General features: G+C 62.6%; 19 protein-coding genes. 9 read left to right on the top strand and 10 right to left on the bottom strand.

Annotation, left to right across the window (positions count from 1 at the left end; translation table 11 throughout):
* Nucleotides 1-23 precede the first annotated feature (23 nt).
* The 4 genes from MUN23_RS21125 to MUN23_RS21110 all read left to right on the top strand — a co-directional run bounded on the left by MUN23_RS21125 (nucleotide 24) and on the right by MUN23_RS21110 (nucleotide 3,538).
* Nucleotides 24-1,124 (top strand): NAD(P)-dependent alcohol dehydrogenase, encoded by a 1,101-nt coding sequence (locus MUN23_RS21125; RefSeq protein WP_248760945.1) that lies wholly within the window; start codon nucleotides 24-26, stop codon nucleotides 1,122-1,124.
* A gap of 72 nt (nucleotides 1,125-1,196) precedes the next feature.
* Complete coding sequence (locus tag MUN23_RS21120; protein ID WP_248760943.1) at nucleotides 1,197-2,120, top strand: aldehyde dehydrogenase family protein; 924 nt, start codon at nucleotides 1,197-1,199, stop codon at nucleotides 2,118-2,120.
* Nucleotides 2,047-2,673 carry an aldehyde dehydrogenase family protein gene (locus MUN23_RS21115; RefSeq protein WP_371875948.1) on the top strand — a complete coding sequence of 209 codons (627 nt, stop codon included), beginning with the start codon at nucleotides 2,047-2,049 and terminating at the stop codon, nucleotides 2,671-2,673. The genes MUN23_RS21120 and MUN23_RS21115 overlap by 74 nt, the downstream gene beginning before the upstream one ends.
* Before the next feature lie 166 nt (nucleotides 2,674-2,839).
* Nucleotides 2,840-3,538 (top strand): maleylpyruvate isomerase family mycothiol-dependent enzyme, encoded by a 699-nt coding sequence (locus MUN23_RS21110; RefSeq protein ID WP_248760939.1) that lies wholly within the window; start codon nucleotides 2,840-2,842, stop codon nucleotides 3,536-3,538.
* Nucleotides 3,539-3,889: 351 nt separating this feature from the next.
* Here the strand turns inward: MUN23_RS21110 and MUN23_RS21105 are convergent, their stop codons facing one another.
* The 3 genes from MUN23_RS21105 to MUN23_RS21095 form a co-directional block, all read right to left on the bottom strand.
* The gene (locus tag MUN23_RS21105) at nucleotides 3,890-4,255 is read right to left on the bottom strand and encodes a ketopantoate reductase family protein (protein ID WP_256468752.1); all 366 of its coding nucleotides are present in this window, start codon (nucleotides 4,253-4,255) and stop codon (nucleotides 3,890-3,892) included.
* A gap of 1,632 nt (nucleotides 4,256-5,887) precedes the next feature.
* Nucleotides 5,888-6,448 (bottom strand): DUF6036 family nucleotidyltransferase, encoded by a 561-nt coding sequence (locus MUN23_RS21100; RefSeq protein WP_248760935.1) that lies wholly within the window; start codon nucleotides 6,446-6,448, stop codon nucleotides 5,888-5,890.
* Nucleotides 6,445-7,065, bottom strand: a complete 621-nt coding sequence (locus MUN23_RS21095) for a helix-turn-helix domain-containing protein (protein WP_248760934.1) — start codon at nucleotides 7,063-7,065, stop codon at nucleotides 6,445-6,447. The genes MUN23_RS21100 and MUN23_RS21095 overlap by 4 nt, the downstream gene beginning before the upstream one ends.
* 364 nt (nucleotides 7,066-7,429) lie before the next feature.
* Here MUN23_RS21095 and MUN23_RS21090 point away from each other — a divergent pair, with 364 nt between their 5' ends.
* Nucleotides 7,430-7,645 (top strand): helix-turn-helix transcriptional regulator, encoded by a 216-nt coding sequence (locus tag MUN23_RS21090; RefSeq protein ID WP_248760933.1) that lies wholly within the window; start codon nucleotides 7,430-7,432, stop codon nucleotides 7,643-7,645.
* Nucleotides 7,646-9,023: 1,378 nt separating this feature from the next.
* Here the strand turns inward: MUN23_RS21090 and MUN23_RS21085 are convergent.
* Nucleotides 9,024-9,284, bottom strand: a complete 261-nt coding sequence (locus MUN23_RS21085; RefSeq protein ID WP_248760932.1) for a hypothetical protein — start codon at nucleotides 9,282-9,284, stop codon at nucleotides 9,024-9,026.
* Between the two features lie 264 nt (nucleotides 9,285-9,548).
* On the opposite strand from MUN23_RS21085, the gene MUN23_RS21080 reads away from it, so the two are divergent.
* Nucleotides 9,549-10,922 (top strand): MinD/ParA family protein, encoded by a 1,374-nt coding sequence (locus tag MUN23_RS21080; protein WP_248760931.1) that lies wholly within the window; start codon nucleotides 9,549-9,551, stop codon nucleotides 10,920-10,922.
* Here the strand turns inward: MUN23_RS21080 and MUN23_RS21075 are convergent.
* From MUN23_RS21075 to MUN23_RS21050, 6 genes are all read right to left on the bottom strand, one after another.
* Nucleotides 10,919-11,680: a DUF6177 family protein gene (locus MUN23_RS21075; protein ID WP_248764166.1), complete on the bottom strand. Its 762-nt coding sequence runs from the start codon at nucleotides 11,678-11,680 to the stop codon at nucleotides 10,919-10,921. The genes MUN23_RS21080 and MUN23_RS21075 overlap by 4 nt on opposite strands.
* A gap of 113 nt (nucleotides 11,681-11,793) precedes the next feature.
* On the bottom strand, nucleotides 11,794-12,171 hold the full coding sequence (locus MUN23_RS21070) for a hypothetical protein (protein ID WP_248760930.1): 378 nt from the start codon (nucleotides 12,169-12,171) through the stop codon (nucleotides 11,794-11,796).
* On the bottom strand, nucleotides 12,168-14,522 hold the full coding sequence (gene eccCb / locus MUN23_RS21065) for a type VII secretion protein EccCb (RefSeq protein ID WP_248760929.1): 2,355 nt from the start codon (nucleotides 14,520-14,522) through the stop codon (nucleotides 12,168-12,170). Before eccCb ends, MUN23_RS21070 begins: the two co-directional genes overlap by 4 nt.
* The gene (locus MUN23_RS21060; RefSeq protein WP_248760928.1) at nucleotides 14,519-16,006 is read right to left on the bottom strand and encodes an FtsK/SpoIIIE domain-containing protein; all 1,488 of its coding nucleotides are present in this window, start codon (nucleotides 16,004-16,006) and stop codon (nucleotides 14,519-14,521) included. The genes eccCb and MUN23_RS21060 overlap by 4 nt, the downstream gene beginning before the upstream one ends.
* A gap of 110 nt (nucleotides 16,007-16,116) precedes the next feature.
* The gene (locus MUN23_RS21055) at nucleotides 16,117-17,064 is read right to left on the bottom strand and encodes a hypothetical protein (RefSeq protein WP_248760926.1); all 948 of its coding nucleotides are present in this window, start codon (nucleotides 17,062-17,064) and stop codon (nucleotides 16,117-16,119) included.
* Between the two features lie 88 nt (nucleotides 17,065-17,152).
* A complete protein-coding gene (locus MUN23_RS21050; protein ID WP_248760925.1) occupies nucleotides 17,153-18,469 on the bottom strand; it encodes an EsaB/YukD family protein in 1,317 nt (438 codons plus the stop codon).
* A gap of 64 nt (nucleotides 18,470-18,533) precedes the next feature.
* On the opposite strand from MUN23_RS21050, the gene MUN23_RS21045 reads away from it, so the two are divergent.
* From MUN23_RS21045 to MUN23_RS21035, 3 genes are all read left to right on the top strand, one after another.
* A complete protein-coding gene (locus MUN23_RS21045) occupies nucleotides 18,534-18,731 on the top strand; it encodes a hypothetical protein (protein ID WP_248760923.1) in 198 nt (65 codons plus the stop codon).
* 198 nt (nucleotides 18,732-18,929) lie between these two features.
* The gene (locus MUN23_RS21040) at nucleotides 18,930-19,268 is read left to right on the top strand and encodes a hypothetical protein (protein WP_248760921.1); all 339 of its coding nucleotides are present in this window, start codon (nucleotides 18,930-18,932) and stop codon (nucleotides 19,266-19,268) included.
* Nucleotides 19,269-19,363: 95 nt separating this feature from the next.
* Nucleotides 19,364-19,669, top strand: coding sequence for a pore-forming ESAT-6 family protein (locus tag MUN23_RS21035; RefSeq protein WP_248760920.1), 306 nt, complete (start codon nucleotides 19,364-19,366; stop codon nucleotides 19,667-19,669).
* Nucleotides 19,670-19,675 lie beyond the last annotated feature (6 nt).

Genomic DNA, 19,675 nt, shown 5'->3' with positions numbered 1-19,675 from the left:
CTTACTCCTGAGGAGCCATTCCAATGAAGGTCACTGCTGCCCTCGCTACCGCACCTAAAGTTCCTTTCCAGATCGTCCAACTCTCACTGGACGAGCCCCACCCCGACGAGGTCAGGGTGAAGCTCGTCGCAACCGGCGTCTGTCACACCGACGCGATCGTCCGCGACCAGGTCTACCCCACTCCGTTGCCGGCGGTTCTCGGGCACGAGGGGGCAGGCGTAGTGGAGGCGGTCGGTTCTTTGGTGACCTCTGTCGCCGTCGGAGATTCTGTGGTTCTTTCCGCCAATTCCTGTGGAACATGCGGGCAATGCCTGACAGGACGACCCGCGTACTGCAGCGAATTCTTCGGCCGCAATTTTTCCGGTACCCGTCCCGACGGTTCGACAGCCTTGAACGATGGAAACGCCTCAGTCTCCTCGCACTTTTTCGGTCAATCGTCTTTCGCGACGCACGTGAACGTGGCTGTCCGCAGCGTCGTAAAGGTGGACGGGAACCTTCCGTTGGAGTTGCTCGGCCCCCTCGGTTGCGGCCTACAGACAGGGGCCGGTGCAGTCATCAACTCTTTGGACGTACGCCCGGGCTCCAGCATTGTTGTCTTCGGCACCGGCGCGGTTGGCTGCGCAGCCCTCATGGCTTCCGCCGCTGTTGGTGCGACAACCATTGTTGCGGTCGACATCGTTGAATCCCGGCTGGCCACAGCAAAGGAGCTGGGGGCCACCCACGTTATCAACAGCCGCTCCACGGACGTGGCAGCAGAGATAGCCCAGATCACCGGTGAGCGCGGCGTCGACTATGCCCTCGACACAACGGGCATTCCCGCCGTCCTGCGCCAGGCTGCCGACATCCTGGGAACCGGTGGAACGGTGGCCCTCGTCGGGGCCCCGGCCCCGGGAACGGAGGTGACCTTCGAAGTTGGTGCCTCGTTACTCAAGGGATGGCATTTCCGCACCATTATCGAAGGAGATTCCGTGCCCCAGGTGTTCATTCCCCAGCTCATCCGGCTTTGGCAGCAAGGAAAGTTCCCGCTGGAGAAGCTGACCAAAACGTTTGCGTTTTCGGACATCAACGAAGCCTTCGACGCTTCCGAATCCGGCGAAGCCATCAAGCCTGTCCTGATCTTCTGACCAGCCGCGGACCCAATGCAGGGGCCGCCCCGGCTCCACTTCACCCACTACAACCTCATAGGAGCACAAACCATGACAACAACCACCTTGGAAATCACGGCGACGTTTGCCGGCCTGCCCGTCACCCAGCAGTTCATCGGCGGAACGTGGCGTGAGGGCAGGTCCGAGAAGACTTTGACAGTCACCAACCCGTATGACGACTCGGTGCTGGCTTCCATCCGCCAAGCCAACAAGCAGGACCTGGACGAGGCATACAGGGCTGCCGAAGCGGCACAAAAGAAGTGGGCCGCCCAGCCTCCAGCCGCCCGCCGCCAGGTAATCCTCCGGGCAGCCCAGATCCTGGAGGAGCGTCGCGAGGAAATAGTGGATTGGCTCATCAAGGAGTCCGGCTCCACCGTGGGCAAGGCCCAGGTTGAGGTCTCCCTGGCCGCCGGGATTACCCTGGAGGCGTCCTCCTTCCCCACCCGGGTTCACGGTCGCATAGTTGAGTCCAATACGCCCGGCAAAGAGTTGCGCGTCTACCGGCGTCCCATCGGCGTCGTCGGCGTCATCAGCCCGTGGAATTTTCCGCTCCACCTCTCCGAGCGTTCAGTGGCCCCGGCCCTCGCCCTGGGCAATGCCGTGGTCATCAAACCGGCCAGTGACACACCAGTTACGGGCGGGCTGATCCTCGCGAGGGTGTTCGAGGAAGCGGGGTTGCCACCCGGAGTACTCAACGTGGTGGTGGGCGCCGGATCCGAGATCGGCGACGACTTCGTCACCCACCCGGTCCCCGGGCTGATTTCCTTCACGGGCTCGACGCCGATCGGGCAGAACGTTGGCAAACTCGCCGCCGGCGGAAAGCACCTCAAGCACGTTGCCTTGGAACTCGGCGGTAACGCGCCCCTGGTAGTCCTTTGCGGACGCCAATCTGGATGCTGCAGTGGAAGCTGCCGTGTTGGGCAAGTTCCTGCATCAGGGACAGATCTGCATGGCGGTCAACCGCATCATTGTTGAGGCCCCGCTCTACGATGAATTCGTGGAGCGGTTCACCGCCGCAGCCTCCGGAGTACCCTTCGGCGACCCTGCCTCTGCGCAGACCCTGGTGGGGCCGGTGGTTAACGACAGCCAGCTTGAAGGACTGAAAACGAAAATCGCGACGGCCAAGGCTGAGGGCGCCCGCACCGTCCTCGAAGGCGAAATCACAGGCCGGGTCGTGCCGCCGCATGTGTTCGCCGACGTCAGTCCCGACATGGAGATTGCCCGCGAGGAGATCTTTGGACCATTGGTGGGCATCCTCAAGGCGAACAACGAAGCCCACGCCCTGGAATTGGCCAACGCCACCGAATTCGGACTATCCAGTTCCGTGTTCACCCAGGACCTCGATCGCGGCGTGCAGTTCGCCCTGGGCATCAAGGCCGGCATGACGCATCTCAATGAGATGCCCGTCCATGACGAATCGCACGTGCCTTTCGGCGGCGAGGGCAACTCCGGGCTGGGCCGGTTCAACGGCGACTGGGCTATTGCCAAATTCACCACCGACCACACGGTTGGAGTAAAGCGACTCTAATACCGAGTGCCCCGCCGATGCACGGTTCAGCGTGCATCGGCGGGGCACTTCCGATTCCGTCGTGCCGCATACAGCCATCACGCACGGTATCGATCGGTACGATTTCAATATGAATCATTGGCCCGGATTGCCCGCCGGCATCCGGGCCAATGGATAAGGTGAATTTATGATCAATCCCGCACGCCTGCACTCGGACCTGTCCCGCCTGGGCCGGGAGACCGACATGTTCATGGCCACCGCAGAGTCCCTGTCCGACGACGAAATGGCCGCCCCGTCCTTGTGCACGGGTTGGACCCGGGCAGATGTCATTGCCCACATCGCCTCGAACGGCTTGGCCTTGGTCAAGCTCATCGATTGGGCAACCTCCGGCGAAGAGCAGCAAATCTATGCCTCGCGGGAGGCCCGCGCCCAAGAGATAGCCGAGCTGGCCGCCCTGCCGCGCCAGGAATTGCTGGGCAAAGTCCGCCAGTCCTCCGCCTATTTCGCCGAACAGGCCCTTCGGCTCGGCGGGGAGATCGCCGCGGAGGAAGTGCACTTGCACGGCAAGCAGATTCCTGCGACGTCCATTGTGGCGTTGCGGATCGCGGAGGTCGTGGTTCACCACCACGATCTCGACACCGCATGGACCATAAAGGAAGCGGACCCGGACTCTGTACTCAACGCCCTGGAAGCCGCCGTGCGCACGATGCGTGCCCAAGGGGCGCCGGGGATGACCCTCGTGACGGAGGAACGCGACGAGTGGGTGATCGGCGACGGCGCCCTGCGAGTAACGTCCGACAGAGAAGGATTGCTCGAATGGCTGGCCCGCGGAGTTACCGACAACGTCGACGCTGACGGCCCGCTGCCCATACTGCCGTCCTGGTAAGCCCCGTATACCGAGGGCCCATCTTCAGCTCGACAGCTACCGAGCATGGGCTGGGCCGCAGGAGTTCAATGGCTCAACACCTGGGAGGACCGATCGTGCCGGCAACTGGGCAGTCTTGACGGCGCACGCATGGGCATTGAACAGGAGTTGGAATAGGTCCGGCCTTGAGTCTTGGGAGCGAAGCGCACAAAGAGCCGGACCTAAAAAGCCACGGAGTCCATCCAGTTCGGGGTCAATGCAGTGCGGGGCTGGAGGAGTCCCTGCGGACTCGAGCACACATACAGGGCAGTGACCCGTTCTGGACAAATTCATTTTCGGTTGGGTTCAGCCGCCAGCGGAGCCCGGGTTGTGCTACTGGATCGGCGCGGACGCGAGTGTGGTCAGTGCGTTGAGCACGGGAGCAGAGACACCTGTTTGCTCGCCGAGACGAACAATTGCCCCGCCAATGTAGTCAGCCTCCGTACGGCGCCGCGCCTCCCGGTCCTGGAGCATCGAGGTCTTATGCTCACCGGCGTGCAGGTAGGCATTCTCGAGGGCTGCATCGACGCGCTCCCCAGACAGGTGGACACCTTGGGTTTTTGCCACGGCAATTGTCTCGTCGACGACGCGGGCCACGAGTTCGCGGGCCGGGGCGCTCGCTCCAATTTGGCCTACGGTTTGTCCTGTCACGGCGCGCGGGGTGTTCAGAGCGGCATTGAAGGCAAGTTTTTCCCAGATGCGTTCCTGGATGGCCTCACTGCGCTTCTGCCTGGTGGGTTCCCGGGGCGGGGCGGGGCAACAAGCAGGCTTCGCACAGAAGCCTCAGAGGGTTCGTATTGGGGCTGTGGACAATGTCCACACATTGGGCCTCGGAGCGGGTCGTAGATGGGTCAGATCGGGCCGGATTCCGAATGTTTCCGCGGGTGCCCAGTGTTTGCAAGGGCTGGAATGCAGTTCGAGTCCCACCTTGGGCACAGTGTTTCCGCAGGTCAGGGGCCTATCTGTGCCTTGACTGTGCACAAATCGGCTTTTGTAGCCCCTCGGGGGGGATGGTGGGTGCCTCTTTGCTTGGGCTGCGCGAGGGGTTCGTGTCTGTGATCCTTCATGGTGTGCCAATGACTGGGCTACATGCCTTGAGAGGGTCTTGGTGGCCTAGTTTGGTAGTCACAACACGGATTGGTGGTTGAAGCCGCGGCGGTGTTAGGCCGTGAACCGGCGAAGCGTGAAATTCCATCCGGGCTTGGGCGCTGCGTTGAACTGCCGCCGACACGGTGCCGGGTGAACCTTGGGATCGGTCCTGTGGAAGGGAGCCTCAGCGGATTCCATGGGGTTCGCCGCGATCCAATCACTATTGGGTGTCCACGTTGATTCAGTGCAGCGTTTGCGGCGCCCTCCATTTAGAACCCCGCTACGGGGCAACTGCGCCGCGGGCCAACCGGGGCGTCTAGTTCCTTGGCGATGGGAAACGAAGTCCTACATCGTTGTGTGACCACAGGTTCACCGGAACTCCGGCGTGCCTGTGTTGTGTAACTCTGGTACCGCTTCTCGACGGGCCTGGACGAAGCCGATACTCCGATCCAGATCGTGCGCTACCGGTTGTAGCGTCCCTGGTGCATGCTTGTGGACTTTCCATTCTTGGAGACACACATCTCACCGGCTTTTGCCCGACAGCGTGGGCACGATTATGCATGGCCACCCGAAAGTTCTCCTCGATTTGCGCCTGTTCCTTGAAGTAACGAACGTGCGGCGGATCCAAGACAAGATCCGAGATCATTGACGAGTAAGCCACCGTCTCTGCCTCGGGGTTATCGGCAGCAAGCGTGGCCAAGACGGTCAACTGCTTCGGCGAAAGAGGCTTACCTTCCAGAAGCCAAGTCTGTTCCTCATCTGGAAACCGGACTGCGAGCGGAGTATCAGTCGCAATGATTGTTGAGGCACGCGAGATGGCCGCTCGGAGGGCAGTAACTTCCTGGTGCATTCGTCGGAGATCGTGAAAGCTCGTAGAGAAATTGAGAATCGGCGTGCATGTGGCCATCGACTTCAAATTGAATGACAGCAACCGTTCCAGATGGCCGAGAGTCTCAACAAGACCCGGCAGTGTCTTCGGATCATGCCGAAGACCGTCGCGTCGCTGTGGCCGGCTGCCCTGGTCCTCTGTCAATGACTCATCATTTACACGCGTTCCGTCAGTCATCGAGAAACCTTTCTATTAAAATGAAATCTCGGCGGGACGCGAGATCGAACGGATCGCCCCTACGCTCAGTGGACGTAGTCCCGGTTCATGGAGCGAAGCCGTACATCGAGGCTTGACTCTTCGATGAACGCGTACTGCGTGGTTGATCAGATGCTCGCACCAGTTGTCCGTTTGGTCTACTCGCCGGATTCGGGTTCGAGGGTTGTGGCTGCGTCGAGGGCGTCGTCGACGACGATGAGGTAGTTGTCCCGGCCCGCGGCGAGGGGGATGGAGTGGTCGCCGTATTTGTTGTAGGCGAGGTTGACGGCGTCGTCGGCGTTGGTGATGTTGAGCAGGCGGAGGAGCCGGGCTATGTCGAGGGTGTCCTTGTCTCGTTCGGCGGCGATTTTCATCGCCAGGAGCGTTTCGGTGTCCGCGGCCCGGATCGTGAGTCCGTCCAGTTGTTCAAGTTGAACCCAGGTGGCGTTGTCCGGGACGAAGGCTGAGGCGTTGGAGTTCAGCCAATCAGGCGCAAGGTCGTAGTCCGCTGCCATTTCGGCCACGATGGCGTTGACAGTGGACGGGTCGGCGTAGCTGGCGTCGATGTCGGCGGTGGGGCGGTTGCCGATTCCTTGCAGGATGAGCGCGGCGCCGCCGACGAGTTTGATGTCCCCATGGACACCTTGGGCCTGGAGGCGCCTGCCGAGTTCGTGGAGGAGTGCGCGGATTTGATCGGCGGTGAGTTCTCCGCCGCTCATGCGGTGGCCAGGCTGCGTACGCGGATGAAGACGTTGAGGGCAGCGAGTTCGGCGGGTGTTTGTGACATGGTGAGTTTCTTCATGGGTTCCGCGACGTGCCGGTAGGACTCGGCCGGCATCCATGCTTCGTTGAGGGGTTTGATTCGTTTGGTCCAGGACGGTGCGGGTTGCCCGAGCTGGTGCGCGGTGTAGTTGGTGATGCCGGCCAGGGCGGCGGACCAGTGCGGGTCTTTGAGCCGGGGGCTGCGTTGGAGTAGCGGTTTTCCGGCTTTGAGGGAGGCTGTGGCGTAGTCGGCGAGCATCTTAATGGCGTACTCGAAGTCCCGAGAGCCGATCAGTTGGGTGAAGGTTTCGGCGTAGTCCCGCCTCGCGGGGTCGTAGTCGCGGCCGCGGGGCATAGGCTCGGTGGCGGTCAGTGACAGCCCGAGGGTGCGGAGGACGGCCATGGTCTTGCCGAGTTCGGCTCGTTCGTGGCCGGCCTCAAGGTCAACGAGGAACTTCCGTGAAACCCCAGTCGCCTCTGCAAGCGATTGTTGTGAAAGACCGCGTTCCTGGCGCCGGGCGCGGATGATCGCACCGGCTGCCGCGGGTGTGTCGATGCTGGTCAAGTTCGTCAAACTTCCTCCTTCACCATTTCATTATGTCACCGAATGGTGTCAGCAATGGCCTGTTGAACTTGTCCGTTAACGAACTGTTTTGCTTGATGCGTTGGTACTATCGGGCATGGAAATGAACCGGCCTCTTCCAGAAGACAGCGTCCTTCGGGCGGGTCAGTGGGCGGACGAGGCGCACGCCTCCAAACCGGATGGCGTCCGTTAAGGGCCCGAGTTGGACCCTCATCGTCACGGCCTCGGTCCTGATGTCAGTGCTGGCTTGGACTTCGTGCTGCGCCACGATGCTGGGTTGTTGAAGCGCCTTGAGGAGGCCTGAGTTCGCGGCTCGGGCCCGCTCCGGAACGGGATGCAGAAAGGAGGCATGGTGGTGGCGAAATCATTAGAGGAACTCTTGGCCAAGCGGCCTGTTGACCTCGAAGCGGTAGAGGCCCGTAAGAAGCACCTGCTCGATCAGTTCCGGGCGTACCGGCTTCGGGAGCTCCGCGAGGCCTGCGAGCTGACACAGGTCCAGCTGGCTGAGCGGCCGCACGTCAGCCGGAAAAGTGTGTCCCGGATAGAGGACGATGACATTGACCGAGCCTAGGTTGACACCTTGCGGATATACGTCGAAGCGGTCGGTGGCCCGCTTCGTGTCGAGGTTGAAACTCGGCGACGAACGGATTCAGATCGTTTGAGCGGCACCCGGTCCGCTACGCGTGCACCTCGCGGTCGCGGCCGGGGGCGGGTTCAGAAGCCGAAAAGGGGTGTGCACAATGTGCACACCGTTGCCGCCGGACTCGGCCGTACCGGTGCTGGACCGGGCCGTACTCGGTATGTTTTCGGCTTCCCAGTGTTTGCAGGGGCTGGAATGCAGTTCGAGTCCCACCTCGGGCACGCATAACCCCTCGTCAGAGGGGTTATTGCTTTAATGTGTGCACATCGACCCTCATCGTCCCTCTGACGCTGCCCGCGGACTGTGCCTGGCGCCGCGCGCGCCTATGAAATTGTGTGGTTGGCGGTCTCAGGTACCTGGCGAGTAGGCCCTCCGTTTGCTGGGATGTGGGGGCATTTGTGCCTCCTTTCCGGTTGATGTGGCGGCCAAAGTTGGTCTGTCACCTATTCATGTCCCGCGGTTGCGCTGACGACATAACCTGGATGAGAATTTCTTGAGATCCTTTCGCTATTTTCGCTCCATCGTGGAGTCTGAGGGAGCGGGAAATGTGGCAGCTTGTCCGGCCAAAGGGGCGTGGACACTGTCCACACCCTGTCCGAGGGCGGTTGCTTGACCTGCATCTTGGTCCGTTTCTAGCCCTTTTCGGTTGATACGAGTTCATGCGTCCGGACGTTCTGTGTGACATGACCTGCGGCAAAATGGGTGTTCGCAGCGTCGTTAGGCGTGTCGACTGCCCAAGTGGCCAGCTCGAAGCCCCTATCCGCTTCTGGTCCGTTACTGGTGTCACCTGTTCATGCTCCGCGCTGGAGCTTCTGGCATGACCTGCGAGGAATCCGGGCGCAGAAGCCAGGCCTGCTGCCGGCGACGAGGTGACGTTGAAGGCAATAGCACGGGATGGAATGGCAATCGAGTCAGCCCCGGCGTGACGTGTGTGGGACTGCAACCCGACTACGAGTGCATTGTTGTCACAGCTCAGGGGCGTTTCAGGCCCAGTGTGTGGACAAATTCTCGACGAGGTGTGGACACGCGGACGGTGGTTCTTCGATTCGCGTCGCAGCGTAGTTGCAAAAGTACACTTTGGCGGTGTCCATCCGATTCCAATCCGGCGCGGTGCCTGATTCACCGAACAGGAGGAGTTCCATCGGTAGGTCCAGGCCGGGCATGTCCGCGACGAGCCTGTCCCTGAGCTCGGGACTTTGTAGGTGGGCGAGCACCCCGGTGAGTTCTCCCGCCGTCGGCTCCTTCCCGTCGTCGAGAAGACTGGACCATAGTCCGCGAGCCGAGGTTGTCCGCTGGGTGGAACTCCGCGTCATGACGGACTTGAGGTGAGTTTCGACGTCGGCGATGAAATCGGGTGTAACGGTTCGGTTGGGGGAGGGTGAGGGCCAGGGCTGTCCTTGATCTGACTGCCGCGGAAGATGAGTTCGGCGTTGAGCACGCTCGACTGGACGGTGGTGATCGGCATCCCGGTCAGTGCCAGTTGCTGGGCAAGAGATTCGACGAGTGCGCCCAAAAGCGCCTTACTGTTAGCGTCGCGGACGGTTCCTGTGAAGATCGCGAAGACGGCCACCGTCGCGTCCTGATCGTTTCGGAGGTAGCCGCCCGTACCGCGACAGGGCCGCGCCGTGCACCCGGACGAAACCCAAGTTGCGCGTTTCCCCGCGGGTCGCGCAGCTGATCGACACGATGAGCGATGTTCCCGCGACCGCGATGACGCGGCTCGGGAACCCCGGTCGCGGTCAATCCCGTAGCGTGACATGACCTAGCGAGACGAACGGGCTAGGATCGCTGAGGTGGCGCAGCCTTGCGCACGCAGTATTTGAGGAGTGTAGTGATGGATCTGGGGGCCACACGCGTCGAGGTGTTCACCGACGGCAAGGTTACCGTCGGTGGTGAGCGGATTGCTCCGCCTCCAGGGATGGATCCTTATTCAGCAGCCATTGCGGTCCTTGCTGAATATGCACGCAGCTCGGGTGCACCCGCCTTAGCTCATGCCATTGACCATTCCAACGGGCAGGAGGGCAATTTCCAGGTTCTCGCTGACGGAACCGCCGAGGCCCTCGCCGACGCTCCGGCTAGTCCTACCATGGAAGGCCCCAGGATTATGGGCGGCGTTGCCGGGCAGGCCGCCGATGCCGGCACACCAGAGGCCGAGGGCCGATTCCCGGATCAGGATGTTTCACCTCTCGCGGTTCCCGCGCGGGAGGCATTTCCGCAGATGTCACAGGCTTCCATGCAAGGCCCGACGACGGCGGAGGAGCCTGAGCGGGAAGCGTCACCGTACGGAACACCCCACGTCGAGACGCAGTTCGTCAGGCCGGACCGTCCGCGGCCAACCACTGGTGTGAGGGGTGCTTTATATTCGGCCACTGGCGGGTACTTGAATCTCGGCCCCAGTGCGAAGGACCAGGATGACGCCGAGCTGGAACGAAGGATTGCCCGCCCGCTGTCGGGGAGCTTCAACACTGCCGTGCTCAGCCTCAAAGGTGGCATCGGCAAGACCTCCACCACCGTCGGGGTGGGCATGATCCTGGCCGAGTACCGCGGAGACCACCCCTGCGCCATCGACGCCAACCCGGACAGCGGGGACCTGGCCGAACGCGCGCTGGGGGAGATGCTGTACCAGAAAGTCAAACCCCGCACGGTCACGGACATCGTGAGGGACATTGATGCAATCAATTCCCTGACCGCCTTGACCGACTACATGCATCACGCCAACCGGCTGCACCTGGTGGCGGGCGAGCAGGACCCGGCCCTGTCAGATGCTTTGACAGCAGCCGAATACTCCAAGATTCATCACCTTGTCTCCCAGTACTATTCAGTGACCCTGACGGACTGCGGAACCGGGGTTTCGCACCCAGCTATGGCCGGTGTATTGCCCAGGGCTACTAACCTGGTCATCGCTTCCGGGTACGCCGTCAGCGGTGCGAAGCGGGCCCGCAACACCCTGCAGTGGCTGGCTGGACACGGTTACGAAAACCTGGCCCGCAACGCCATCGTGGTGGTCACGGACAAAGACCAGGTGTCCACCCGCGTGGACAAACGCGCCATCGAAGAACACTTGGCAGGGTATTGCCGCAAGCTGATCACAGTTCCGCATGACCGTGGCGTGGCCGACGGGGACAGGATCTCCCTCGAAAAGATTTCCGGGAACACCCGTCGGGCCTACAAGGAGATCGCCGCTGCGATCGTCGACGGCTACGTTTAGGGCAGTTCTCCGAACGCTGCTTGGCGGAGAGCCAGTCCACTGCCGCCGTCCCAGGTATGGATCAGGGGAAACGTCAGGGCCAGATGCTGGAACGGCGACAACCCCAACATGTCGACGTCCACGCCTGCCACGTCGTGCCGGCTGAAATCGATGCCTTTCAGGAGGCCCGGTCCCAGCACAGTGGCCAGCGGTACCCGGAACCCGTCGGCGCCTGAATAGACCCCGGACGCATCGGCGCCGAAATGGTACTCCAGACTGAAGTCCATAGAGTTCAGGGCTTTGGCCTGCGTCTTCGCCCTGGAACGCACACTCTCGGTGATGGGAGCCCCGGTGGTGATCAGGGCGTCGAAGGACTCCACCACACCGGCGTCCGTCCGCACCGCGACCAACAGGCCCGTGACATTGGCTCCTGAGAAAATCAGAGAGCCCCAAGGCATGTGCGACTGGAACCAACGGCTATTCACCTCAATGTCCCAAGGCCAGCTGAGAGGCTCGGTGTCGCCCGCCCTCAGGGGACGCACCTGAAACGGCTCCAGCATCTGGCCGGTATATGCCCCGATTCGAGTGCTGTTGCTGGCTGGGTGCAAGACACTTCCGCTCACGGCTACGCTGCCCGAGACCAGGGGTGCACTTTCTGCGGGCTCAACGGCCAGTGCATTCTCAAGGTTCTGGCCGTCTTCGGCGGGCCTGACCCAAGGCAGGTTCGTGGCTTTGAGAAAAGCGACCAAGCCGTAGGTTGGCTGGGCTTCCCTTCGCATGGCCACGGCGGGAGCTGCGCCCGGGGGAATGTCCGCAAGAGCATTGCCCAATGCACGGGTCTTCCAAGGCCGAACCGCGGGAGCAGGGATGATGTGCAGTGGCAGCCCCTGATTCAAGTTTCCACCACGTTCAGGATTTCGTTGCTCTGCGGATCGATGACCAGTCCGCGGGTTTCAGACACGGCGAGCATGAGGAATGTCCGGGCGGCTTCTGCGGTGTCTTTGTCTTCGGGGCAGTTCACCTCGGAGACCCAGGCGGTTCCGCCGAGCTGGTGGGCTACATCCTGCCCAAAGACCCGGAGCAGTTCGTCATTATCGATGCGGCTGGGCATGGTAATCAGAGCCAGCTGTTCCCCTCCCAACGTGAGGATGAGGTGCCCGGTATCGCCAACCGATTCCAGTCCGGCCTTGTCCTCGAGGAGGGTGCACACCCTGGCGAAGTCTCCTTGCCTGGGGTCTGTTGCGGCAACGAGGTGGAAGTCGTAACTCATGCCGAAATGTCCTTGTCCTGGTGAAGGAAGGTCTGCACGACCAGTGGTCGCCGGCCAGGACGCAGAATGCGGGCGCGGCCGGTTGGCAGATGGGCGGGGCGTTCGCCGTTTGCGATCACACCTTCTGACCTCTCCCCGGAGAAGAGAGCCACGGGACCTCCGGCTGCCCTGATGGCGCTGAGGAACGGGTCGTGAATTGCGACGGCGGCCCCGTTGATCCTGCTTGCCACAACGGCGTGGAGTCCGGCGTCTGCGCCTGCCGGAATGTGCGGGGCCAGGGCTCTTAGGGGTTGGTTGCCGGAGGCGGTGAGGATGTCGTAGTCGTCGACCAGGAGAACGATCCGGGGAATGGTGAGGGCGGGTTTGCTGCCGTCTCCCATCCGGTCCTGGAGCTGGCCTGCAACGAATTCAGCAAGGCGCGCGGCCACGAGAGCGTTCGAAGCGTATTCGCCGAGGTACTCATCCGGGATGAAGTTCCGCAGGTTCTGGCGGGGATCAAAGACTGCAAAAATCACTTCGCCGGGAGCATGAGAGCCGATCAATTGTGAGGCGATGTTTTTCAACAGGTTGGTTCTGCCGGTTTCCGGGTCCCCGAAGGCAAGGAGCCCTGGGTCTGTCCCGAAGAGATCCAGGACTTCGGTCCCCAGATCCTGCTCCCGCAGTCCCATGCCGGGTCCGGTCGTGCGGACCGTTCGCGGAGGAAGATCCGCAGCTGTGGGCAGCACCCTGACTGCGGGGGCGGAATCCGCGGTGCCGCTGGCAACAAGCTGGCACAGCCGTTCGAGTTCGGTGGCGGCGGCGTCCGGGTCGGGACGGTTCTCTAGGGAAGTGAGCGCGAAGTGTCCGATGGTTTTGTCCAGGGTGAGGGCCCGCCCTGGCCGGCCCGCGCCGAGAGTTGAAGCCAGCCGGCGGTCGATGGAGTCAGCAGGATCGGAGATATGGAGTTCAATCCGGTTGCCGATCAGGGATTGCCGCGTCATCCGGATCTCAGACCAGGTCCTGACCGTAACGACGACGTGGACCCCGAAGGTGCTGCCGCGCGTCATGATGTCGTGGACCAACTCCTCGATCTCCGGAAACTCTGACGTCAGGGCACCGAAGCCATCGATGAAAAGGAACAGGTCGGTGCAGCTTAATTCTTCGAGCCCGCCGCGGGCCCGGGCTGTCCGCATCGCCTTGACGGTGTCTATGCGGTGGGCTTCGAAAACGTCTTGTCGCGCGTTGACCAACGAATGTACTTCTTCGACGGTCCGGCGCAGGTACTCACGGTTTCCACGCCCTGCCATGCCGGCGCTGTGCGGTAGTGCGGCCAATCCGGTCAGTGAGTTGCCGAGCAGGTCGATGCCGTAAAGGTTTACGTCCTGCACCGTGTGGCTGAGGGCAAGGGCGGCGGCGATACTGCGCAGCGCTGTGCTGCGGCCGCTCTGGGGTGCGCCAATAACTGCGAGGTTGCCGCCCCTTGCGGCCAGGTCGAGGTGCCACGGTCCCTGCCACTGGCGTGAAGGGTCATCCAGGATGCCCATAGCAGGGGAAAGGTAGGCCGGTTGTTCCAGGCGCGGTCCGGCTGAAGTCAGGTTCACCGCCGCCCCTGTCTGGGACAGGGAGATTGAGAGCGGCAACGGGGGAAGCCAGACCGGCGGTGTCATCGGCTGGGTGCCGGAGGCAAACCCAACGAGCGTCGAAAGGATGGTGGGGCCCTCAGGAGACTGCCCGGATCCTGGGGAAGGAACGGGGAGTGCCGCCGTCGGCTGATCCGCGCTGCCTGGGCGGTGGAGGCCAAAAACGGCCACCGGGGCTGGCGCCTCCGCTGCCGAGGCGGTGTCCTCTTCCCCGACCGGCGGGGGCAGCGGTCCGGAAACGTACGATGCCTTGAAACGACGGAAGACCGTGGTGTCCACCTTCAGGATTCCGTGCCCTGGCGTGTTGGGGAGGTGGTAGGCGTCCGGCACATCAATGACAGTGCGGCTTTCGCTTTCTGAGTTGGTGTGCAGCGCAATCCGGTACGCAAGGTAGGTCTCCAGCCCTCGAAGCATCCCTGATTCCACTTTCTGGCTGGACAGGAGCAAATGGATTCCGATGGAGCGTCCGATGCGTCCGATCGAGAGGAGGAGGTCGATGAAATCGGAGCGCGCTGTGAGGAGTTCACCGAATTCGTCGATACAGACAAAGAGATAGGGCAGGGGAAGCCGCAGGGTGGGATCGTCCGGGGTGCGCACGCGTGCGCTGCGGTAGTCATCAATATGGGCGAAGTCACCACCGGACTTCAGCAGTTCCTGTCGGCGGACGACCTCTCCTGCCAGGCTCGCGTAAATCCTGTCAACGAGGCTGGCATCGCTGACAAGGTTGGTCACCAGGCCGGATACATGGGGGCGTCAGCGAAAGGCGCGAACGTTGCGCCGCCTTTGTAGTCCACGAGCACCATGTTCAGATCCTCGGGGGAGTGGGTGGTCAGCAGGGACAGGACCAGTGTCCGCAGCAGTTCGGATTTGCCGGATCCGGTGGCCCCCACACAGATGCCATGGGGTCCCATGCCCTGCTTCGCTGGCTCCTTCAGGTCCAGGTAGACGGGCGAGGAGTCCTCGTCCATGCCGATGGCAACGCGCAGGAAGTCCGGACCCCGCTGGGTTTCCCAGAGCTTGTGCACCTCTACGGCGGTGTATCCGTTTAGTCCTAGTGACTCTGCGTAGCTGCGTGAAGCCTTGTGCTCGCCAAACTCATGCGACAACTCCGAGAGGCGCAGCGGAGCCAGAGCACGGGCAATGGACTCAGCCTCGGCCGGATGGACTTCGTCCGCCTGGCCAACTACCGTCTGCCCGTTTGAGGTGTTCGTCAGGGTGACGCTGCCGGTATCAACGGCGAGCCGAAGATCCACACTGTCAGGCTCCTGTTTCTGGTCTGTCAGCAGGTGGATCCGGGTCACCGCCAGATCAGTGAGCGACATGTCAGCGGGCAGCCCGGGGAGCGGCAGGGCGTTCTCCCCGGGCAGGTCGGTGATGATCACGAGCCGGGGCAGCGCTTCTGCTGGCAGCCGCTGGAAATTCCGTGCCGCGCCGGCCACGGCGGCGATCCGGGCATCGAAGCTGGCCCCCAGGAGGCGGGCCATCCCATGGTGATTTGCGGATTGTCTGGGTTGGTTTGACCGGTCCAGGATATGGGGCAGCCATTTGGTCCATTCCCAGTCGGCCCGGCGATCGTCGGCGACGACTATCCCCAGTTCGACATCCTCGGGGGATTGGGAAGCAGCGATGCGGCTCAGGATGCTTCGGCAGACCGTCATCGCCGTTTCCCTGTCTCCGATGATGGAGACGTTCGAGACCCCGGCCAAGGGGAGTGTCAGGGGCATGTGTGGATTTGAGGCGAAACGGTGACTCAGCTGTTTGGCCTCGGCCAGCATGAAAGTATCGGGCCGTTCAACGGCGTCCCCGCTGTCCTGGACGGAGATGATGCGCTGGGGCACAGTGCCGGTGCCAAAACGGGTGAGGAGGAAGTCAGGGCTGGTGCGACGCCGTTCCCACAACCGGTGCGGGTCCTCAACCACTGTTTCCAGCAGCTGGCCAAGCGGCGGGTGGCTACGGTTGGCGGACATTCTCGCCAGGCGTTCTTCGGCCTCGAATTCCTTATGCCGGCGGTGAAGATAGTCCATGTAGAGGCGGCGTTTCTGACTGCGTTGCCGCGCTGACTTTCCTCGCTGGGAAAAAATCAGCGCAAGGGACGCCAGAACCGTAGCCACCATCATGATCGCCCCGATTCCTGCCAATGACGATCCCCGGAAGAGCATCATGACCGTCACAGATGTGGCAGCACCGAGCATGGGGACAAGCGCCAACATGTTCATGCCGCCCCCGCCTGAGGGCAGCTGGGGAGGCGCATCCAACACTGCAGACGATGGGGGTGATTCAGGAAGGGCGGTCCGCGCCGGGCGGTGGATGATCCTGGTGGTCATAGCTACCGCCCGTTGGCGGCGGACAGGGCAGACCCGGCGATCTCCGTCGCCGCGATACGGGTCCGCGCCCCCAGCCGGCTCAATCTGATGGGGCCGCCGGCGGCAAGGTGGCGGTCAAAGGGCAGCCCGGCTGCGTCCCCGGCAACGTTGGCTTGGCCGTTGATCCGGGTGCGCACCGTGACCACGGGAGTTTCCGGACGCACGGCGAAGAGCCCCGCCCGTACCGCGGTCGCCCTGTCTGTTCCGAAGTCCGTGTCCGGTGCGACGACGACGATTGCGTGCGCTGTCTCCAGAAGGGCAGCGGTCTGCCGGGAGCGTGGGGACGACCCTGCGTCGACGACGGTCACGGCGAGGAACCTCGAAAAAATAGAAGACAGGTCCGTCCATTCGGCGGCACCGATCGGGGTATCCGCAGCGGCGGGCACGTCTGAGCGTCCGAGGGCGTAAACCTGGTTGCCGCAGGACACCGCTCGTTCCACAAGGTCGGGCAGTGTCCGGACCGGCTCTGACCGAAGTTTCACAGCGGCTGCCGACAGGTCGGCGTCTTCGACCGCCCCCAAGTAGTGCAGAAGCCGGCCTGATTCGTCCGTGGCGTCAATGGCCATGACAGCTTCCTGCCGGATGCTGCCCAGCAGCTTGACGGAAAGGGCCGCCACCGTGGTGGTGCCCACGCCGCCAGCGACCCCCACGACTACGATCCTCCGGCCGGTGGTGATCGGGGCCTCCACGGCTGAGGAGGCCCGTACCAGGCGCTCCGACAGGCCGCCCGAGGTCAGGGCATCAGAAATCTCGAACCGAAGGCGTTCCCACCACGTGTCACCGGCCGGCTGGCGGGCCGGTTTGGCGGGACGCCGCCGGTGCAGGGGATCAGGTGCATTGTCCGGGGGAGTCGGACGGCCGTCTTCATCGACGGTCCCCGGGAGACCAAGTTGATGTGGGCGTGGTGCCATGCCGGGAAAGCCTGCAGGGGGTTCGGCGCCGACCGTCCCAGATGTCTGCTGTGTTTGCGGGGCGAGGGGGAAACCCGTCCGTGGTTGCTCAGCCAAAGGTGTGTCCTAATTGTTCGTAGGCTCCGGACAGGCCCAGGGTGAGCGGAATGGTGCCCAGGACGCACACCGTCTCAGTGCGTGTTGCCATGAGCCGCAGCCTGGCCCCGGCCTGTTCGCGGACGGTCCCTTGGGCCGCGGCCAGCACCAGCAGGCCTACCGCACCGGCGATCAGGAGGCAGGCGGGTTGGTGCAGCTGTATCGAAACGACGACGGCGATTCCCACCAGGCCGCCTGCGGCCAGCCCGTACACCCCGATGCGCTGCCAGAACAGGGGCAGGGACAGCCCTCGGAAAACGACTGCTCCCAGCAGTACGGCTGCCAAGGGTAAGGACCATTCGGCACGGTCCCAAGCCAGGCAGACAAATACAGCGGCACCCGAGGCTGCCAGCGCCGAAGCAAGGGACCACCCTGCCAGCGTACGGTGCGCCCGGTGAAAAGCGTCCAGGGTCCGCTGCCGGTTGGGCCGGACACCCTGACGCTGGTCGTCGTCGAGACCGTTCAATCCGCCCACTACCGTGGCGAGCCTGGGCGCAATGCCGAGCGTGAGAACAGCCACTATTCCGGTGACCGCGGCACCCAGCGCTGCATCCCCGCTGCCCTGCTGCACAGCAGCCCAAACTGCGCCGAGGGCCCCGAGCAGCCCGGCAGTCGCGATAAACGGGACCTGCTGGCGAGTACCGAGGCCCGCTGCGACGAGGGCCAGAATCGTAATGGCCAGTAGCAGCGGCCCAGGCGGGAAGTCTTTAGTTGTAAACGACACAGAGACTCCCACGATCCAGCCAGCGGCCAGGACTGAAAGGCCTGCCGGTACGGAACGGAATCGGCTGAGCAGGGATCCGACGAGCAACAGAATGCCAACCAGCGACACCCCAAGGATGATCCGGTCCGGCTGCTGGAGTACCGCCGCGCTCCCGCTGCCGGCCATCGTCAAACCGGCTACGGCGGCGAGGCCAGCAGCGCGCAGGGCTCCGGTCCAAAGCAGGGGGTCGCGTTCTGTGGATTCAGCCGCGAAAGACGCCACGTCATAAACCTCAGGGGAAGGCGGCACTGCTCGTTCGTCCCGGAGGTAAAGGCGAGCCCCGTCGGGCACGCCGGCAGCACGCAATGTCTGGGACGCTTCAATAACCGTTCCGACGGCCGTGGTGAGGGCAGCGGGCGATGACCGTTGCCGAATGTCTTCAGCGCCGGCAAAGATGAGTTCGCGTATTTGAGGGAGCAGGGATGCAACGGGCTCATCGGAGGGGACGCGCAGGTCCAGATGCCGGTGCTCGCCGATGACGGTGATCCGGGTAAGGGCGTTAGACACGGTGGAGGTCCGTCCACAACGTTAGTAGGGCAGTAGCGGCAGGATTGTTCCGCTCACTCAGCAAATGCTGGACGAAGCTGAACCCAACGCAGATGGCAGCTATCAAGGCCGCCAGGAGGAGGGAGTACATCAACTTCATGGTGCTGCTGGAGTAGCTTCGTTCCTGCACATTAATACCGAACAGCAGCGCATCATCCAGCTTGTGTTTTCGGACTTTCGCCGATTCCAACAGCCGGCCATCATAGTCTTCGGCCATGCGTGATCCCGGTCCCCTCCACGGCAAATATCGGCACAGACAAACCTACCCCGGACGATGACGACCATTGCAAGTCAAAGCCTCTTCACGAATTAGTTTGTGCATCGACTGGACATATAGTCGTGAGTTGAACATGCTGGTTAATGCGCGTTGTCGTCCACCGTCGGCGATGTAACCAGACAATAAGTGATTGTGGGGAATCTCGTGGCTATTTTTGACATGGGCGCAGAGACTGTCGGAAACCTTAACAGGCAAACCGACTCAGCGAACCAGGACCTTGGCGCCCTCGTGCGACGGTTCGTGGACGCAGTGTCTCCGCTGGAGGGCCGTTTCAGCGGTGCCGGCAAGTCAGCCTTCGATAACTTCAAGAACCGCTCGGATCTCGTGGCATCCGAACTGAACTCTGCGCTGGCAGGAATCGTCCAGGGCCAGAGCGGAATGAACACTGCATTCCAGCAGGGCGACCTAGCTGCCAGCGACAATGCCCGCCAGAGCGAGGGCTCAGCGAACTTCGATGGCGCCCGTTTCCAGGGCCGCGCCTAGCTGCTTCTTCGTGCTTGGGAGATGGTTTCGTCTCACCAGGAAATTGCTGCTCAAACGACTGAATGGAGTGGGAGCCGGGCTGGCTCTGCTAAATCATGACTGCTAACAGAATCGCATTCGACACCAACGTTTCCGCCCAGGTTCAGGGCGACATCCAGGCACTCGCGGCGCAGCTGGAGTCGCTGATCGGCCAGCGTCAGGCCGATGTCAGCCAGGCGATGGCTGACTTCCGCGCCGACGGCGTTGACTCCGAGTACCAGGCGGTGGAATCCCGATGGAACGCGGCCGCCAATGAAACCAAGGCCATCGTGGCGCTCGTCAAGAGCACCCTTGGCCTCAACGACGAGACGGCCTCAACGGCCATCAGCTCGGCCCGCAACGCCGTTCAGGGCATCGGCTAGGGAAAT

Origin of the sequence: Pseudarthrobacter sp. SSS035 (assembly GCF_023273875.1) — a bacterium.
In the GTDB taxonomy this organism is placed as follows: Bacteria; Actinomycetota; Actinomycetes; order Actinomycetales; family Micrococcaceae; genus Arthrobacter.
Note: the sequence above shows the minus strand (reverse complement) of the source record. Positions and strands in the feature narration are given on the sequence as shown.

Bases quoted from the DNA above. Each gene is read 5' to 3' on its own strand.
- MUN23_RS21055 (WP_248760926.1), bottom strand. From the start codon at position 17,064: ATGGCACCACGCCCACATCAACTTGGTCTCCCGGGGACCGTCGATGAA.
- MUN23_RS21100 (WP_248760935.1), bottom strand. From the start codon at position 6,448: ATGAGCGGCGGAGAACTCACCGCCGATCAAATCCGCGCACTCCTCCAC.
- MUN23_RS21070 (WP_248760930.1), bottom strand. From the start codon at position 12,171: ATGAGTTACGACTTCCACCTCGTTGCCGCAACAGACCCCAGGCAAGGA.
- MUN23_RS21075 (WP_248764166.1), bottom strand. From the start codon at position 11,680: ATGCGAAGGGAAGCCCAGCCAACCTACGGCTTGGTCGCTTTTCTCAAA.
- MUN23_RS21110 (WP_248760939.1), top strand. From the start codon at position 2,840: ATGATCAATCCCGCACGCCTGCACTCGGACCTGTCCCGCCTGGGCCGG.
- MUN23_RS21080 (WP_248760931.1), top strand. From the start codon at position 9,549: ATGGATCTGGGGGCCACACGCGTCGAGGTGTTCACCGACGGCAAGGTT.
- MUN23_RS21045 (WP_248760923.1), top strand. From the start codon at position 18,534: ATGCTGGACGAAGCTGAACCCAACGCAGATGGCAGCTATCAAGGCCGC.
- MUN23_RS21120 (WP_248760943.1), top strand. From the start codon at position 1,197: ATGACAACAACCACCTTGGAAATCACGGCGACGTTTGCCGGCCTGCCC.
- MUN23_RS21125 (WP_248760945.1), top strand. From the start codon at position 24: ATGAAGGTCACTGCTGCCCTCGCTACCGCACCTAAAGTTCCTTTCCAG.
- MUN23_RS21035 (WP_248760920.1), top strand. From the start codon at position 19,364: ATGACTGCTAACAGAATCGCATTCGACACCAACGTTTCCGCCCAGGTT.
- MUN23_RS21060 (WP_248760928.1), bottom strand. From the start codon at position 16,006: ATGAACATGTTGGCGCTTGTCCCCATGCTCGGTGCTGCCACATCTGTG.